The organism is Brevundimonas sp. Marseille-Q4549, from assembly GCF_976940555.1.
Window position 1 is genome coordinate 211,533 of sequence record NZ_CDRHXG010000001.1, and the last position, 15,713, is coordinate 227,245.

Consider the following 15,713-nt stretch of genomic DNA (forward strand, 5'->3'; position numbering starts at 1 on the left):
TGTCGGTCTGTGAACAGGATCAGTGGCCGTCGTCGCCCTTGACCACCGGCAGTTCGTTGAACTGGTGGGTCGGGGGCGGCGAGGACAGGGTCCACTCCAGGGTCGTGGCGCCCTCTCCCCAGGGGTTGGCGACGCCCGGGCGGCGACGGATGGCGGCTTCCAGCAGCATGATCAGGAAGACGGCCACGCCGACGATGGTGATGACATAGCCGATCGACGAAATGTGGTTCCACAGGGTGAAGGCGTCCGGATAGTCGATATAGCGGCGCGGCATACCCTGCAGACCCAGGAAGTGCTGCGGGAAGAAGATCAGGTTCACGCCCACGAACATGATCCAGAAGTGGGTCGCGCCCAGGAACTCGTTGTACTTCACCCCGAACATCTTCTCGAACCAGTAGTAGAAGCCCGCGAAGATGGCGAAGACGGCGCCCAGCGACAGAACGTAGTGGAAGTGGGCAACCACGTAATAGGTGTCGTGCAGGCTGTAATCGATGCCGGCGTTGGACAGGACCACGCCGGTCACGCCGCCGACGGTGAACAGGAAGATGAAGCCGATCGCCCACAGCATGGGCGTCTTGAAGCTGATGGAGCCGCCCCACATGGTGGCGATCCAGCTGAAGATCTTCACCCCCGTCGGCACCGCGATGATCATGGTCGCGGCGATGAAATAGGCGCGCAGGTTCACGCTCATGCCGACCGTGTACATGTGGTGCGCCCACACGACGAAGCCGACGAAGCCGATGGCCACCATGGCGTAGGCCATGGCCAGATAGCCGAACACCGGCTTCTTGGAGAAGGTCGAGACGATGTGGCTGATGATGCCGAAGCCCGGCAGGATCAGGATGTACACTTCCGGGTGGCCGAAGAACCAGAACAGGTGCTGGTACATGATCGGGTCGCCGCCGCCGGCCGGATCGAAGAAGTGGGTGTGGAAGTTGCGGTCGGTCAGCAGCATGGTGATGGCGCCGGCCAGGACGGGCAGCGACAGCAGCAGCAGGAAGGCGGTGATCAGCACCGACCAGGCGAACAGCGGCATCCGGTGCAGGGTCATGCCCGGCGCGCGCATGTTCAGGATGGTGGTGATGAAGTTGATCGCGCCCAGGATCGAGCTGGCGCCCGCGACGTGCAGGGCGAAGATGGCCAGGTCGAAGGCCGGACCGACGTGGCCGACGGTCGACAGGGGCGGATAGGCCGTCCAGCCGCCGCCGAAGCCCTTGCCCGGCCCGCCGTCGACGAACATCGACAGGATCAGCAGACACCAGGCGGCGACCAGCAGCCAGAACGAGATGTTGTTCATGCGCGGGAAGGCCATGTCCGGCGCGCCGATCATGATGGGCACGAACCAGTTGCCGAAGCCGCCGATCATGGCGGGCATGACCATGAAGAAGATCATGATCAGGGCGTGGGCCGTGACGACGGCGTTGTAGCCGTGCTTGGACTGCTCGACGAGGCCCAGCAGCTGGATCGAGGAGCCTTCCTTGAAGATCTGGATGCCCGGCTCGGCCAGTTCCCAGCGGATCAGACCCGACAGGGCGCCGCCGACCACGCCCGCCATGATGGCGAACAGCAGGTACAGGGTGCCGATGTCCTTGTGGTTGGTGGACAGGAACCAGCGGGTGAAGAATCCGACCTTGTGATCGTGGTGATCGTGGTGGGCGTGCCCGGCGTGGGCGGCGTCGCGGGTGAGGATAGCGTCAGCCATGGATATGTTCGCCTCTTACTGGGCGGCCGGCGCGGCGGGCGCCGCGGCGGGAACGGGTTGGGTCGTCGCGGCGGGCGTCGCCGCCGGGGTCGCGACAGCGGCGGCGTCGGCGGCCGGGGCTTCGGCCGGCGCAGCCGCGGGGGCGGCGGGCGCGGCGGCCTTGGGCGTCATGGAGCCGCCCTTGGAGGCGATCCAGCGCTCGAACTCGGCCTGGCTGACGACATGGATCTCGATCGGCATGAAGGCGTGGTCGACGCCGCACAGTTCCGAGCACTGGCCGTAGAAGACGCCGGTGCGTTCGGCCTTGAACCAGGTGGTGTTGATGCGGCCGGGCACGGCGTCGGTCTTCAGACCGAAGGCCGGCAGGGCGACGGCGTGGATCACGTCCGAGGCGGTGATGACCAGTTGCACCGTCTTGCCGACCGGAACCACCATCGGCTCGGTCGCGGCCAGGCGATACAGGCTGTGCGGCAGGCCGCGCGAGGCCAGCTGGTCTTCCGGCAGCATGTTGGAGACATATTCCGCCACGCCCTGGTCCGGATATTCATAGGCCCAGTTCCACTGGTTGCCCGTCACCTTCACCGTCAGGTCCGGGCGCGGCATGTCGTGATAGGCGAACAGCAGGCGGAACGAGAACAGGGAGATGAAGACCAGGATCACGACCGGCAGGACCGTCCAGATCACCTCGATCGTGGTGTTGTGGCTCCAGCGCGCGGGCGTCGGATTGGCCTTCTTGTTGTAGCGGAAGACGATCCAGGTCAGCAGGCCCAGCACCAGAAGGGTGATGCCGACGATGATCGGCAGCAGGATCACGTCGTGGAAGAAGTGCGCGTCGTGCTTCAGCGGCGAGGCGGCCGGCTGCAGGCCGATGCCGCCCGGCGTCGGCTGACCCATCAGGTCCTGCGCCCACGTCGGCGCCGCGGCGACCATCGCCAGACCGGCCCCCAGCACGATCGAAGACGCGGCGCCGACGGCGCCCTTCATCGTCCCTCGGGCTCGCTTGCCCATCCCCATAGGAGTCTTCCCCATAAAACCGTTATTCAGCAGACGCTTGCGAACGAATCGCAACTGTCACGCTGGCGCGATTCCCACGCCCGGCGCTTTGGCGATCACCTATCGGATCGTTCTGGCCTTGCCAAGCGATCAACGCCGATCAGGCCGCAAAGCCGCCGCAAGCCCGGCGGGTAAGCGCCACGATTAAATCGCTGTCATGTTTCGACAGCTACCTTGCGTCACAAGATACCTTGCCGTATCCAATTCCTGTCACAGGGAGAGATCGAGGTGCCTGAAACCATCGAGATACAGCTGAAGAAGGGGGTGCTGGGTCTGTGCGTCCTGGCCCTTCTGAACCGGGCGGACAGCTACGCCTACGAGATCGCCAGCCGGCTTTCGGACGCCATCGACATGGGGGAAGGCACCATCTACCCCCTGATGCGGCGGATGCAGGCCGAGGGCCAGGTCGAGACCTATCTGGTCGAATCCTCGTCCGGGCCGTCCCGGAAATACTATCGCCTGACCGAGACGGGACGCGCGGCCCTGGCCGCCCAGACCGCCGAATGGTCGGCCTTCACCGCCGCCGTCGACGCCGTCGTGTCGAATGCGCCGCAAACCACGATCCAAGAGCCCGTTGCTCAACCGGAGGGGACGCCACAATGACGCGCGCCGAATTCATCGCCCGTCTCAAGAACGGTCTGGTCGGCCTGACGACCACCACGGCGAACGACATCGTCGCCGATTACGAAACCCATTTCGACGACGGCCTGGCCGCCGGCCGCACCGAGGCCGAGGTCGCGGCCGCCCTGGGCGATCCTGACCGCCTGGCCCGCGAACTGAAGGCCGAGGCCGGCATCCAGCGCTGGCGCCAGGAGAAGAACCCGTCGGCCGCCGCCGGCGCCGTCTTCGCCGTGCTGGGCCTTGGGGCCATCGACATCCTGATCCTGCTGCCCATCCTGATGGGCGTGGTCGGGGCCGTGTTCGGCTTCTTCATGGCCGCCATCGGCCTGTTCGTCGGGGGCGGGGCGCTCATGGTCGCCGGACCCTTCGCCGGCTTCCCCGGCGGGCCGTTCGCCGCGATCCTGATGGGCCTGGGCCTGATGGCCGGCGGCGTCTTCATCGGCGCCCTGTGCGCCATCTTCACCATCTGGCTGGTCAACGGCGTCGTCTGGTTCGCCCGCCTGCACTACCGCCTGCTGAAGCCGGCGCTGGAACCCGCTCAATCCACCCCTGTCCCGGGAGTCTCGGCATGATCCGCACCCTGTTCATCATCGCCGGCGCCGCCCTGGTGCTGTGCGTCGTCACCGTAGGCGGTTCGCTGGCCCTCGGCGGCCACGACCTGCAGCGCCACGGCTGGGCCTGGACCTTCAAGGACGACAACGGCGAAAGCGTCCGCTTCGAACGGGTCAAGGGCGGCGGGACCGACGATCTGGGGCCCTTCACCACCCGCACCCTGACCTGGGCCGGCGGCGAGACCCTGACCGTCGATTCCAGCATCGACGTCGAATATGTCCAGGGCGACGCCGACACCGTCGTCATCACCGGCCCCAAGGGTCTGACCGACAGGGTCCGGCTGGTCGACGGTCGCCTGGACCTGGGCGAAGGCGACGAACGGGTCGTCTTCGGCTGGAAGAACGGCAACTTCTCCGCCCGGTCGGAGCGCGACGAACTGAAGGTGGTGATCACCGCGCCCAAGGTGAACCGTTTCGTGGCCAACGGCTCGGGCGACCTGACGATCCGCGACTATGACCAGCCGTCCCTGGCGCTGGACCTGTCGGGATCGAGCGACGTCACGGCCTCGGGTCGGGCCGATCGGCTGAGCCTGGACATCGCCGGTTCGGGCGACGCCGACCTGGCCCGTCTGACGCTGAAGGACGCCCGGATCGACATCGCCGGCTCGGGCGAGGCGACGGTCGCCGCCACAGGAACCGTGGATGTCTCGATCGACGGCTCGGGCGACGTCAACCTGGCCCTGCGCCCGGCCAAGCTGAACAGCAGCATCTCCGGCTCGGGCGAGGTTCATCAGAACTGAACCCGCGCAGGGAGGCCGGCGATTGCGATGTCGAAGGGGCCGGTTTCGTCCGGCCCCTTTTTCGTTTCGCCCTCCAAGCCTTCACCCCCGCCGCATTCGCCGCTAACCTGCGCCGCATGACGTTCGCCCCCCTCCCCGACGCCGGCGCCAACTGGGTGGATCGCCATGCGCCCGAGGGGCTCAAACCCTGGCTGAAGCTGGGACGGTTCGACCGGCCCATCGGCGTCTGGCTGCTGCTGCTGCCCGGCTGGCAGGGGATCGCCCTGGCCCTGGCGCAGTATCGGCAGGCGCCGGGACTGTATGATCTGTGGCTGTTCGTCGGCTTCGGCGTCGGCGCCTGTCTGATGCGGGCGGCGGGCTGCGCCTTCAACGACATCGTCGACCGCGACTTCGACGCCAAGGTGGCGCGCACGGCCCAGCGACCCATTCCGTCGGGCCGGATCACGGTGAAACAGGCCTGGGCCTTCGTCGTGGGGTGCAGCCTGATCAGCCTCATGATCCTCTTGACCCTGCCGACCGTTGCGATCCTGCTGGGCGTGGGATCGCTGGCCTTGGTCGCGGCCTATCCCTTCATGAAGCGGATCACCTGGTGGCCCCAGGCCTGGCTGGGCCTGACCTTCAACTGGGGCGCCCTGATGGGGTTCGCCGCCGCCCTGCCCCTGGCGGCCGCCGCCCTTTTGCTGCCCTCCGACCTGGCGGGCGAGTTCCGCCCCTTCCTGTGGTCCCCGGCCAGCGACAGCGGCTATGCGGTCGCCCTGGCCTGGCAGGCCTATCTGCCCGCGCTGTTGCTTTGGATCGGCGGCGTCTTCTGGACCCTGGGCTACGACACCATCTATGCGCTTCAGGACATCGAGGACGACGCCATGGTCGGGGTCAAGTCCTCGGCGCGGCGGCTGGCCTCGGCCGTGCGGCCGGGGGTCGCCGTCTTCTACGCCCTGGCCGTGGTTTTCGCCGCCCTGGCGGGGCTGGCGGCCGGGCTGGGACCGCTGTTCTGGATGGGTCTCGCCGCCTACGCCGTCCACCTGGCGCTGCAGACGCGACGGATCGATCCGGCCGACGGCGGCCTGGCCTTGAAACTGTTCCGGTCGAACCGAGAGGCGGGCTTCGTCCTGTTTTTCGCCATCGGCCTGGGCGCTCTCTGGCCGATCTGACGTCACCCTTCCCAGCGTCCCCCGCGATAGGAACTGAAAAGCATGCGCTCCTCCCCCGCAAAGATCCTGCTGACCACCATCGCCATCGCCGCGGCCCTGGCCGCCTGCCAGCGCCGCGAGGACAAGGCCAAGCCCGCCCAGCCGGCCCCCGCGCCCGCCGCAGCGACCGGGGACGGACCGCTGGCCTATGACGCCAAGACGCCCTACGCCACCGTCAAACTGACCCTGCCCGAGGGGGTCAAGACCGCGCCCGGCCTGCGCGGGGCCCTGTACGACGCCGGCGTGCGCGAACTGGGCCAGTTCGCCGAGGGCGCCCAGGCCGATCTCAGCGAGGCCGGGGGCGGCGATCGTCCTTATGAGCGCACCGTCACCTATTCGCCCGGCGGCGAAACGCCCAGGCTGATCAGCCTGGCCCGCACCAATTTCGAGGACACGGGCGGCGCCCATCCCAACGTCACCTATGGCGGGGTCATCTGGGACAAGACGGCCAAACGCCCGCTGGGCTTCGCTGACCTGTTCCGCGCAGGGCCGGACACGTCCGCCCTGGACAAGGCCCTGTGCGCCGCCGCCAACGCCGCCAAACAGGCCCGCTCGCCGGGCTCGGAGCCGGCGACCCTGGGCGGCAAGATGTGGACCTGCCCCAAGGCCTCGGCCACGCCCTTCATCCTGACGCCGGGGTCCGAACCGGGCAAGATCGGCGGGATCACCTTCCTGCTCGATTCCTATCAGATCGGGCCGCATTCGGACGGCGACTACTGGATCGCCCTGCCGCAGTCGGCCTTCCGCACCCTGCTGGCCCCCGCCTATGCCGACCAGTTCGGCGGCGCGCCGGTCAAGGCGGGGGATGTGACGCCGACCAACGGCTGATCGGTCGGATCAGTCCGCCAGGAACCGGTCCACGGCCTCGGCGAACCGCCGGGGCTGATCGGCCATGATGAAATGACGGCTGCCGTCCACCCGCGTCAGGGTCGCGCCTGGCAGGGTGGAATATTCGCGCGTCCACATCGCGTCGGCCACGGCTGCGGGCGCGCCGCCGTCGGCGTCGGCGGCGTAGAGGGCGGTGACCGGGGTCGTCATGGCCGCCAGCTTTGGCCGGGCGTCGGTGGTCATGACGTCGCGGATCGCGGCGGCGACGGCGTGGCGGTCGCTGGCCATCGACCAGTCGACGATGCGGGCCTGTTCCGCCGGGTCGCGCGACAGGCCCTGGGCGGCGGCCGTCTGCTGGGCGCGATAGGCCGTGGCGTCGGCGCCCAGAATCTGCGCCGCCGCCTGGTCCGCGAACGGCCGGGCCGTCTCGGCCGTCGCCGTCGGTCCGAACAGGGCGCTGTAGAAGGGCAGGGAATCGACCGTCATCAACCGCCCGACCAGTTCGGGGTGCTGCTGCGCCAGCATGAGACCGCTGAGCCCGCCCATCGAATGGCCGATCACCGCAGGACGGACCAGACCCGCCTGGCGGATATAGCGCGCCAGTTCGTCCACCTCGGGCTGGACGAAGGCGCCGTCGCCGTGTGTCCAGGCCTGGCCGGCGAAGCCCGACAACTGCACCAGATGCACCCGGTGGTTCGCCTTCAGCCGATCCGCCGTCGCCCGCCAAACCTCGCGCGAGGAGGCCAGGCCGGGAATCAGGATCAGGTCCGGCCCCTGGCCGACGACCTCGACCGACAACCGGTCCGAGACGAAGGGCGCCGCAGCCGTCGCCGGTTCGGCGGCCGCCGCCCCGGGAGCGGCGGTCATGGCCAGGGCGGAAGCGAAGAACAGGGCGCGCAGCATCGGCCGCGCGCGATTACGCACGTTCATCATGGTCGTCTCCAATTGTAAGGTTATTCTGACTTTTTGGTCAGCCCGAATGCGGGTTCTCGAAGATGTCTTCCACCGGGCGCTCGAAAACGGCGGCGATGCGGTAGGCCAGGTCCAGGGACGGATCGTGCCGTTCGGTCTCCAGCGCGATCACCGCCTGGCGGGAGACGCCCAGCGCCTGGCCCAGCTGTTCCTGGGTCCAGCCGCGCTCGACCCGCAACAATTTCAGGCGATTCTTCATCGGCTGCTCCGGATGAAGGGCGACACCACGCCATAGACAGCCCAGAAGAGCGGATAGATCAGCCAACCCTGGGCGTGGGGCGCGCCAGCGTAGCTTTCGCCGAAACCCCAGGCCGAGAACAGGGCCATGGCCACGCCGGCGGAGACGATGAACTGTTTGGCGATCAGGGCGCGCACGAATTCGTCGGATTCCTTCATCAGGGCCAGGGTCGCCCAGATCTGACCCGCGACCGGCGCGGCGACCACCAGGGCCAGGGCCCAGGCCGCGACCGGGCTGCGAATGTCGTCGAACGCCCCGAAGATGGCGGCGGTGTTGACAGCCAGATAGCCGCCCATGAACGCCAGGGTGCGGATCACATACCGCCGCCCCGCCTGCGTCTTCGATTTACCCAGAGCCAACATGGCGACCTCCCGTTTGTGTAAGGCGAACCTGACACAGCAGAAATGTCATGTCAACCTGACTTTATGTCAGGCGCGCCCCACATCTTCGCACGACTGTTCGCCCGTCGGGCTTGAGGTTAGACTGACGCCATGCCCGCCGCCCCGCGCATCGCGCCTGCGACCCTGTTCACGCCCCAGGAGTGGCGTCCGTTCCAGAGCCGATCCGCCTGGGTCGGGCCGCTGCTGGTGCTGCATTGCTGGGCGGTGATCGCCCTGGCCGTGACGGCGGGCGTCGTCCTTCCCTGGCTGATCCCGCTGTGCGTGATGATCGTCGGCACGCGCCAACTGGGCCTGGCCATATTGATGCACGAGGCGGCGCACGGCGGCCTGTCCCGCAACGCGCGCCTGAACGATTTCCTCGGTCACTGGCTGTGCGCCGTGCCGATCGGCGCCAGTCTGAAGGCCTATCGCCCCTATCACCTGCGCCATCACCGCTTCGTCCAGCAGCCCGAGGACCCGGACCGGATGCTGTCGGCGCCCTTCCCCGTCACGCCCGCCTCCCTGCGGCGCAAGCTGATCCGCGACCTGACGGGCCAGACCTTCTTCAAACAGCGGATTCTCCTGCCCCTGGCCCAGGCGCGCTCAAACCGCCCGGAGGGCGGCGGCGCAAAGGGAATGGTCGAGGCCGCCCACGACTATGAGTCCATCGTCACGGGTCGGTCCGTCCTGCCCTTCCTGATCGTCAACCTCCTGCTGCTGGCCGGATTCGTCGCCGCCGGCCTGTGGTGGGCCTTCTTCGTGCTTTGGCTCTTGCCGATGGCGACCTGGTTTCCGATGGTCACGCGGCTGAGGAACATCGCCGAACACGCCTGTGTCGAGGGCGGAACCGATGACGCCTTTCGCGCCGCCCGCACCACTCGCGCCCGCTGGTGGGAGCGCGCCTTCATCGCCCCCTATTGGGTCAATTTCCACGCCGAGCATCATCTGTTCATGCATGTCCCCTGCTGGAAGCTGCCGGCCCTGCACCGCGCCGTGCACGCCAGGCCGCAAGGCAGGGCGATGGAGGTGGCGCCCGGCTATCTGGACGTGCTGCGAACCGTGACGACGCGCCCCGCCCCGTGACCGTCTCCGATCCCGCCGCCTTCATCCGCAGCCACACCCGGCTGCAGCCCGTGTCGCATGCGCCCGAGATTTCCCTTTGGCTGGCCGACGAGATCACCCCGATCTGGCGCCTGACCGAGGAGGAGCTGGGTGAAATGGGCGTGCCGCCGCCCTTCTGGGCCTTCGCCTGGGCGGGCGGCCAAGCGCTGAGCCGCTACCTCCTGGACCACCCGCACGAGGTCGCCGGCAAACGGGTGCTGGACTTCGCCGCCGGTTCGGGCCTGGTCGGCGTCGCGGCGATGAAGGCGGGCGCGGCCTCGGTCCTGTGCGCCGACATCGACCCCTTCTGCCAGGCCGCCGTCGCCGCCAACGCCCAGGCCAACGGCGTGGCGCTGGCCTTCACCCAGACCGACCTGCTGGACAGCGCCCCGCCCGAGGTCGAGGTCATCTGCGCCGGCGACATCTGCTACGAACGCCCGATGACCGAGGCCGTCCTGGCCTGGCTGGCCCAGGCGCGGGCCAGGGGGACGCGCGTCCTGATCGGCGACCCGGGCCGCACCTATTTCCCGCGCACGGGCCTGGATTTCCTCGCCGAATACCGGGTGCCCACGACGCGGGAGCTGGAGGACCAGGAGATCAAGCGGTCCTCCGTCTGGGCCATGCCCTGAACATGCCGGGCGTCGTTCCGAGCCCTGCGCAGGACGAACCCGGAACTTAAGGTGGGCCAGCCCCCGCCGGAAAGGGGCGCGGCTCCGCTTGGCGCAAGCCGTCCTCGGCCCCATGTCGGGATCATGAGGAAGGCCCTGATCCTGTCGGTCCTGGCTGCTGCGGCGACGCCGGTCGCGGCGCAGGTCCCACCTGCGCCCAATCCCTATGGCGCGCCCTACGTCCCCTATGTCGGCGGCGCGCCGGCGGCCATCGCCGATCAGCACCGCTACGAGACCGAGCGGCTGCGCGCCCAGGCCCAGGCCGGCGCCGCCCTGGCCGCCAGCCAGCAGACCGAGACTCAGCTGCGCCTGCGCGATCTGGAGGCCGCGCGCCAGGCCGCAACGCCGCCGACATCGACCGGACCGATCCGCCCGCTCTACAGTCCCGAGCAGGAACGCGCCCTGCGCCAGGCGACGGCCGCCCGCGGCCAGGCGGCCGCGCAAGGATTCGGCCAGATCGACGCCTGGCTGGATCGCAAACCCTGACGCATCCCTTCCCTTCCCCCCGCGTTCAGGCCTAGCTTGGGCGGAACGAAGCGAGGGGAGCGATCATGCGCTGGCAAGACGGACGGACAGGCGGCGGGGTTGAGGATCGGCGCGGACTGGGCGGCGGCGCCATCGCGGGCGGCGGCATCGGCGTCGGCATATTGGCCCTGATCGGCTATTTCGTCTTCGGCATCGACCCGTCCACCACGACCCAACTGGCCAGCCAGATGGGCGGCGTCGGCGCCACCGAACAGCAAGGCAAGGTCGGCACGCCCCAGGATCAGGCCGGCCGCTTCGTCGATGTCATCGGCGCCAACGTCAACGATGTCTGGTCGCAGAAGCTGCGCGGCTATACCCCGCCCAAGGTCGTGATCTACGAACAGGGCACCCCGACCGGCTGCGGCATGGGCCAGTCGGCCATGGGCCCCTTCTACTGCCCCAACGATCAGACGGTCTATCTGGACCTGGGCTTCTGGCAGGAGATGGAGAGCCAGTTGGGCGCATCGGGCGCCGACTTCGCCCGCGCCTATGTCATCGCCCATGAGTTCGGCCATCACGTCCAGACCCTGACCGGCACGTCCGAACAGGTCCGCCGCGCCCAGCAACGCGCGCGCGGTCAGGGCGAGGCCAACCAGTATTCCGTGGCGCTGGAGCTTCAGGCCGACTGCTACGCCGGTGTCTGGGCCAAGAACGCCGCCGCCGTGTCGAACGGCAAGGTGGCGCTGGAGCCCGGCGACATCGAGGAAGGCATGAAGACCGCCCAGGCCATCGGCGACGACACCCTGCAACGCCGCGCCGGCGGCCGGGTCTCGCCCGAAAGCTTCACCCACGGCTCCTCGGCCCAGCGGGTCGAATGGCTTCAGCGCGGCTATCAGTCGGGCGATCCCGCGTCCTGCGACACCTTCAGCGGCGCCTGAGCCGCCCCTTTTCCAACGATTGACTGACGATGCACGAACGCGCCGGCCGGACGGCCCGCCCCGAAGACCTGATCGACCTGGACGCCCTGCTGGGCGCCTATGAAACGGTCCAGCCCGACATGACCGAGCCCCAGCAGCGGGTGGTCTTCGGCACCTCGGGCCACCGGGGGTCCAGTCTGGACGGCGCCTTCAACCAGGCCCACATCCTGGCCATCGCCCAGGCGGTCGCCGAATACCGCGCGGCGCAGGGAATCGACGGTCCTCTGTTCCTGGGGCGCGACACCCACGCCCTGTCCGAACCGGCCTTCCGCTCCACGCTGGAGGTGCTGGTCGCCAATGGCGTTCAGGTGCTGATCGACGCCCGCGACGGCTTCACCCCCACCCCCGCTGTGTCCCACGCCATATTGACCCACAATCGGGCCAACACACGTCAGGCCGACGGCGTCCTGATCACCCCGTCGCACAATCCGCCCCGCGACGGCGGCATCAAATACAATCCCCCCTCGGGCGGCCCGGCCGGGAGCGAGGCCACCGCCGCCATCGCCGCCCGCGCCAACCAGTTGATCGAGGGCGGCCTGACCGAGGTGCGCCGCGTCCCGTTCGCCCAGGCCTATGCGACGGCCGGCCGGTTCGACTTCCTGGCCGCCTACGTCGACGACCTGCCCAGCGTGCTGGACCTGGACGTCGTGCGCGAGGCCGGCGTGCGGATCGCCGCCGATCCCCTGGGCGGCGCGGCCGTCGCCTATTGGGGCGCGATCGCCGAGCGGCATGGCCTGGACCTGACGGTCGTCAACCAGACGGTCGATCCGCGCTGGGCCTTCATGCCGCTGGATACGGACGGCAAGATTCGCATGGACTGTTCGTCGCCCGCGGCCATGGCCAATCTGATCGGCATGATGCAGGGGCAGGCGCGCTACGATCTGGCCTTCGGCAATGACGCGGACGCCGACCGGCACGGGATCGTCACCCCCGACGGCGGACTGATGAACCCCAACCACTTCCTGGCGGCCGCCATCGCCTATCTGTTCCAGAACCGGCCCGGCTGGGGGGCGCAGGTCGGGGTCGGCAAGACGCTGGTGTCCTCTTCCATGATCGACCGGGTGGTCGCGGGTCTGGGCCGCCGGCTGGTGGAGACGCCGGTGGGTTTCAAGCATTTCGTGCCGGGCCTGCTGGACGGCTCGGTCGGGTTCGGCGGCGAGGAGTCGGCCGGAGCGTCCTTCCTGCGGCGCGACGGCACGGTCTGGACAACCGACAAGGACGGGCTGCTGCTGTGCCTGCTGGCGGCCGAGATCCAGGGTCGCACGGGCCAGAGCGCCAGCCGCCTCTACGCCGACCTGACCGACCGATACGGCGCGCCCGCTTACGCCCGGATGGACGCCCCCGCGACGCGGGCGCAGAAGGCGCGCCTGGCCGCCCTGTCGCCCGCCGACGTGACCGCAACCGCCCTGGCCGGTCAGCCCATCGTCGATATCCTGACCACGGCGCCCGGCAACGGCGAACCCATCGGCGGACTGAAGGTCGTGACCCGGGACGCCTGGTTCGCCGCCCGCCCTTCGGGCACCGAGGACGTCTACAAGATCTACGCCGAATCCTTCCTGGGCGCCGACCACCTGGCGGCTGTCCAGGCCGAGGCCAGGGCGGTCGTGGACGCCGCCCTGGCGGGGTGATGGGGATCAGGACCCGACCGTAAGATCCAGCGGCCGTTCGCTCCACAGGCCCGGCCGGCTCAGGTCCATCGCCATGCGACGCTCGGCGAAGGCGGCCATGCCGACCAGGGCGCGTGGAAAACCGGGCACGGGCACGTCCTCATAGATGGCCACCTCGGCCCGACGGTACAGTTCGTCGCCGATGGTCAGGGTGCGGACGCGAACCGTCTCGGCCCGGATCATCCCGCCCAGGACGATGCTGCGGCCGGCCCGCCGCTCGCGCCCGTCCAGCAGACCGACGCCCTGGGCCGCGTCTCGCGTCAGGGCCAGAAGGGCCGAGGCGCCGGTGTCCACCACCGCCTCCACCGTCGCGCCCTCGACCGTGATCATCGTCTGCAGCGCCCGACCCGCGCGCCGCACGGGCAAGGCGGTCAGGGCCGGCGGCGGCGTCCAGCCGGCGCGTGGCGCGAACCGCAACCGGCGGGCCTGGGCGTCCAGCTCCAGCACCAGTTCGGCCAGCACGTCCTGCCCCAGGATCAGACCGGCGCCCAGGCCGGCGTCGCCCGCCAGCGGTCCCAGGTCCAGGATCGCGGCGCGCAGTCCATCCAGCCGCAGGGCCTTGCCGCCTGCCCCGACCGCCACGTCAAGCGTCGCGCCCCTTCCCATCTGCGCCCCGCCGCCGACGCCATAGGCGACCATGGGGATGTCGAACAGATGGGTCAGGCCCAACTGCTGCACCAGCGACCGATCCACCGCCGAATATTGCGCGCCCGAATCCACCAGCGCCCGCACCGGTCGGCCGTTGACGCTCAACGCCAGGGTGGGGGTCGTCGCCCGCGCCTCGGCATAGGGCAGCCAATCGGTCGGCCCGTCCGCGAACGCCGCCGTTGGACGACGCCATACGACATGGTCGCGCACCCACCAGGTCCCGCCCGCTGCGCCGGCGACCAGGCCCAGCCGGATCAGAAGATCGCGTCGTCTCATGCCCCTGACATGGACCGCATCGGCGACAGGCGCCAGCGCAGCCGAGGTCGCAGGCGCTCTACGGCATGGAAATTGTCCCGCACCGGGCGCAGAGCCGCCACAGCCGCCAAAAACATCCCCTTTCGACCACAAACGGGGTGACGCCGCCGCCCGCGCTGGCTAGGACCAAGGCCGTCATGAGCACCTCCAGCGCCCGCTACGTCTCCACCCGCGGCCTCTCGCCCGAAACCGATTTCTCCGACGCCCTGCTGCGCGGCATCGCGCCCGACGGCGGCCTCTACATGCCGACCGCCTGGCCGACCCTGTCGCCCGAGGCGTGGACCGGCGCGGCGGACTATAAACGCATCGCCCTTCAGGCCATGTCGCCCTTCGTCGGCGACGTCCTGCCGGCGGGCGCGCTGGACCGGGCGCTGGATCGCCTGACGGCCGGCTTCGACCATCCGCTGGTGACGCCCCTGGTCGAGCTGGAGCCGGGCCTGTTCGTGCTGGAGCTGTTCCACGGCCCGACCGCCGCCTTCAAGGATCTGGCCATGCAGCTGGTCGCGGCCCTGACGGACGAGGCCCTGTCCGCCTCGGGCGAGCGGCTGACCATCCTGACCGCCACCTCGGGCGACACCGGCGCCGCCGCCGTGCGCGCCTTCGCCGGGGCGAAGTCGGTCGATCTGGTCGTGCTGCACCCGCTGGATCGCGTCTCGCCGATCCAGCGCAAACAGATGACGACGGTTCAGGCGGACAATGTCCTGAACCTGGCCGTGCGCGGCGATTTCGACGACTGCCAGCGTCTGGTGAAGGGCCTGCTGGCCGAGCCCTCCCTGCGCGAGCGCGGCCGCCTGTCGTCGGTCAATTCGATCAACTGGGCGCGGCTGGCGGGCCAGATCCCCTACTATGTCTCCGCCACCGCCCAACTGGGTCGGGCGGCGACCTTCGTGGTGCCGACCGGCAATTTCGGCGACGCCTTCGCCGGCATCGCCGCGACCCGGATGGGCCTGCCCTCCAACGGCTTCGTCGCCGCGGTCAATCAGAACGACGCCCTGGCCCGCGCCCTCAACGACGGCCTGTATTCGCGCCGCGCGGCGGTCGAGAGCGGCAGCGTCTCCATGGACGTCCAGGCCCCCTCCAACTTCGAACGCCTGGTGTTCGAGGCGACCGGCCGCGACGCCGAGGCCACCCGCGCGGTGTTCGAAACCTTCGCCCGCGACGGCGCCGTCGCCTTCGATCCGGCGCTGCTGGCCGCCCTGCGGTCCGAGGTTTCCGCCGTCTCCATCGACGAGGACGAGACCCGCGCCGAAATCGCCCACGCCTATGAGACCTGGGGCCGCGTCGTCTGTCCGCACACGGCCGTCGCCCTGGCCGCCGCGCGCCGCCAGGACCGCGCCAAGGGGCCGGTCGTGGCCCTGTCCACCGCCCACCCGTCCAAGTTCGGCGCCTTCGTCTCCGACGTCCTGAGCTTCGAACCCGAACCCGCAAACGTCATCGCCGCCCTGGGCGACCGGCCCGAGCGGTTGACGGTCGTGGATGGAACGCTTGAGGCGACACTGGACGCCGTGGCGGCCTTTTCAGGCCGACAATAGGCCCG

17 protein-coding genes are annotated in these 15,713 nt (G+C 69.3%); 11 read left to right on the forward strand and 6 right to left on the reverse strand.

The features are described from left to right. Positions 1 to 19: 19 nt before the first annotated feature. Both ctaD and coxB read right to left on the reverse strand, forming a co-directional pair. The gene (gene ctaD, locus ACWPV3_RS01150; protein WP_453976518.1) at positions 20 to 1,702 is read right to left on the reverse strand and encodes a cytochrome c oxidase subunit I; all 1,683 of its coding nucleotides are present in this window, start codon (positions 1,700 to 1,702) and stop codon (positions 20 to 22) included. A gap of 15 nt (positions 1,703 to 1,717) precedes the next feature. Then, the gene (coxB, locus tag ACWPV3_RS01155) at positions 1,718 to 2,686 is read right to left on the reverse strand and encodes a cytochrome c oxidase subunit II (RefSeq protein WP_453976519.1); all 969 of its coding nucleotides are present in this window, start codon (positions 2,684 to 2,686) and stop codon (positions 1,718 to 1,720) included. Between the two features lie 297 nt (positions 2,687 to 2,983). On the opposite strand from coxB, the gene ACWPV3_RS01160 reads away from it, so the two are divergent. The 5 genes from ACWPV3_RS01160 (at position 2,984) to ACWPV3_RS01180 (ending at position 6,745) form a co-directional block, all read left to right on the forward strand. Beyond that, positions 2,984 to 3,358 (forward strand): PadR family transcriptional regulator, encoded by a 375-nt coding sequence (locus ACWPV3_RS01160; protein ID WP_292180476.1) that lies wholly within the window; start codon positions 2,984 to 2,986, stop codon positions 3,356 to 3,358. After that, positions 3,355 to 3,948: a DUF1700 domain-containing protein gene (locus tag ACWPV3_RS01165; RefSeq protein WP_453976520.1), complete on the forward strand. Its 594-nt coding sequence runs from the start codon at positions 3,355 to 3,357 to the stop codon at positions 3,946 to 3,948. The genes ACWPV3_RS01160 and ACWPV3_RS01165 overlap by 4 nt, the downstream gene beginning before the upstream one ends. Continuing rightward, positions 3,945 to 4,727: a GIN domain-containing protein gene (locus ACWPV3_RS01170; protein WP_292180470.1), complete on the forward strand. Its 783-nt coding sequence runs from the start codon at positions 3,945 to 3,947 to the stop codon at positions 4,725 to 4,727. The genes ACWPV3_RS01165 and ACWPV3_RS01170 overlap by 4 nt, the downstream gene beginning before the upstream one ends. Positions 4,728 to 4,843: 116 nt before the next feature. Further along, a complete protein-coding gene (locus tag ACWPV3_RS01175; protein ID WP_453976521.1) occupies positions 4,844 to 5,878 on the forward strand; it encodes a UbiA family prenyltransferase in 1,035 nt (344 codons plus the stop codon). A 42-nt stretch (positions 5,879 to 5,920) separates the two neighbouring features. Then, positions 5,921 to 6,745 (forward strand): DUF3298 and DUF4163 domain-containing protein, encoded by an 825-nt coding sequence (locus ACWPV3_RS01180; protein ID WP_453976522.1) that lies wholly within the window; start codon positions 5,921 to 5,923, stop codon positions 6,743 to 6,745. Positions 6,746 to 6,754: 9 nt separating this feature from the next. Here ACWPV3_RS01180 and ACWPV3_RS01185 read toward each other — a convergent pair whose 3' ends face one another. From ACWPV3_RS01185 to ACWPV3_RS01195, 3 genes are read right to left on the reverse strand one after another with little or no spacing between them, the layout of a single operon-like run. Continuing rightward, a complete protein-coding gene (locus ACWPV3_RS01185) occupies positions 6,755 to 7,678 on the reverse strand; it encodes an alpha/beta fold hydrolase (RefSeq protein WP_453976523.1) in 924 nt (307 codons plus the stop codon). A gap of 37 nt (positions 7,679 to 7,715) precedes the next feature. Next, positions 7,716 to 7,916 carry a helix-turn-helix transcriptional regulator gene (locus ACWPV3_RS01190; RefSeq protein ID WP_292180460.1) on the reverse strand — a complete coding sequence of 67 codons (201 nt, stop codon included), beginning with the start codon at positions 7,914 to 7,916 and terminating at the stop codon, positions 7,716 to 7,718. Then, positions 7,913 to 8,317 carry a hypothetical protein gene (locus ACWPV3_RS01195; RefSeq protein ID WP_292089220.1) on the reverse strand — a complete coding sequence of 135 codons (405 nt, stop codon included), beginning with the start codon at positions 8,315 to 8,317 and terminating at the stop codon, positions 7,913 to 7,915. The genes ACWPV3_RS01190 and ACWPV3_RS01195 overlap by 4 nt, the downstream gene beginning before the upstream one ends. A 129-nt stretch (positions 8,318 to 8,446) precedes the next feature. Here ACWPV3_RS01195 and ACWPV3_RS01200 point away from each other — a divergent pair, with 129 nt between their 5' ends. The 5 genes from ACWPV3_RS01200 (at position 8,447) to pgm (ending at position 13,174) form a co-directional block, all read left to right on the forward strand. Continuing rightward, the gene (locus tag ACWPV3_RS01200) at positions 8,447 to 9,418 is read left to right on the forward strand and encodes a fatty acid desaturase family protein (protein WP_453976524.1); all 972 of its coding nucleotides are present in this window, start codon (positions 8,447 to 8,449) and stop codon (positions 9,416 to 9,418) included. Next, complete coding sequence (locus ACWPV3_RS01205; protein WP_453976525.1) at positions 9,415 to 10,065, forward strand: class I SAM-dependent methyltransferase; 651 nt, start codon at positions 9,415 to 9,417, stop codon at positions 10,063 to 10,065. Before ACWPV3_RS01200 ends, ACWPV3_RS01205 begins: the two co-directional genes overlap by 4 nt. 123 nt (positions 10,066 to 10,188) lie before the next feature. Further along, positions 10,189 to 10,590 carry a hypothetical protein gene (locus tag ACWPV3_RS01210; protein WP_453976526.1) on the forward strand — a complete coding sequence of 134 codons (402 nt, stop codon included), beginning with the start codon at positions 10,189 to 10,191 and terminating at the stop codon, positions 10,588 to 10,590. Positions 10,591 to 10,655: 65 nt separating this feature from the next. Further along, positions 10,656 to 11,507 carry a KPN_02809 family neutral zinc metallopeptidase gene (gene ypfJ / locus ACWPV3_RS01215; RefSeq protein WP_292089216.1) on the forward strand — a complete coding sequence of 284 codons (852 nt, stop codon included), beginning with the start codon at positions 10,656 to 10,658 and terminating at the stop codon, positions 11,505 to 11,507. 29 nt (positions 11,508 to 11,536) lie between these two features. Then, positions 11,537 to 13,174 (forward strand): phosphoglucomutase (alpha-D-glucose-1,6-bisphosphate-dependent), encoded by a 1,638-nt coding sequence (gene pgm / locus ACWPV3_RS01220; RefSeq protein ID WP_453976527.1) that lies wholly within the window; start codon positions 11,537 to 11,539, stop codon positions 13,172 to 13,174. Positions 13,175 to 13,180: 6 nt separating this feature from the next. Here the strand turns inward: pgm and ACWPV3_RS01225 are convergent, their stop codons facing one another. Continuing rightward, positions 13,181 to 14,137 carry an aspartyl protease family protein gene (locus tag ACWPV3_RS01225; RefSeq protein WP_453976528.1) on the reverse strand — a complete coding sequence of 319 codons (957 nt, stop codon included), beginning with the start codon at positions 14,135 to 14,137 and terminating at the stop codon, positions 13,181 to 13,183. A gap of 176 nt (positions 14,138 to 14,313) precedes the next feature. Here ACWPV3_RS01225 and thrC point away from each other — a divergent pair, with 176 nt between their 5' ends. Next, a complete protein-coding gene (gene thrC, locus ACWPV3_RS01230; RefSeq protein ID WP_453976529.1) occupies positions 14,314 to 15,708 on the forward strand; it encodes a threonine synthase in 1,395 nt (464 codons plus the stop codon). The last annotated feature ends 5 nt before the right edge of the window (positions 15,709 to 15,713 follow it).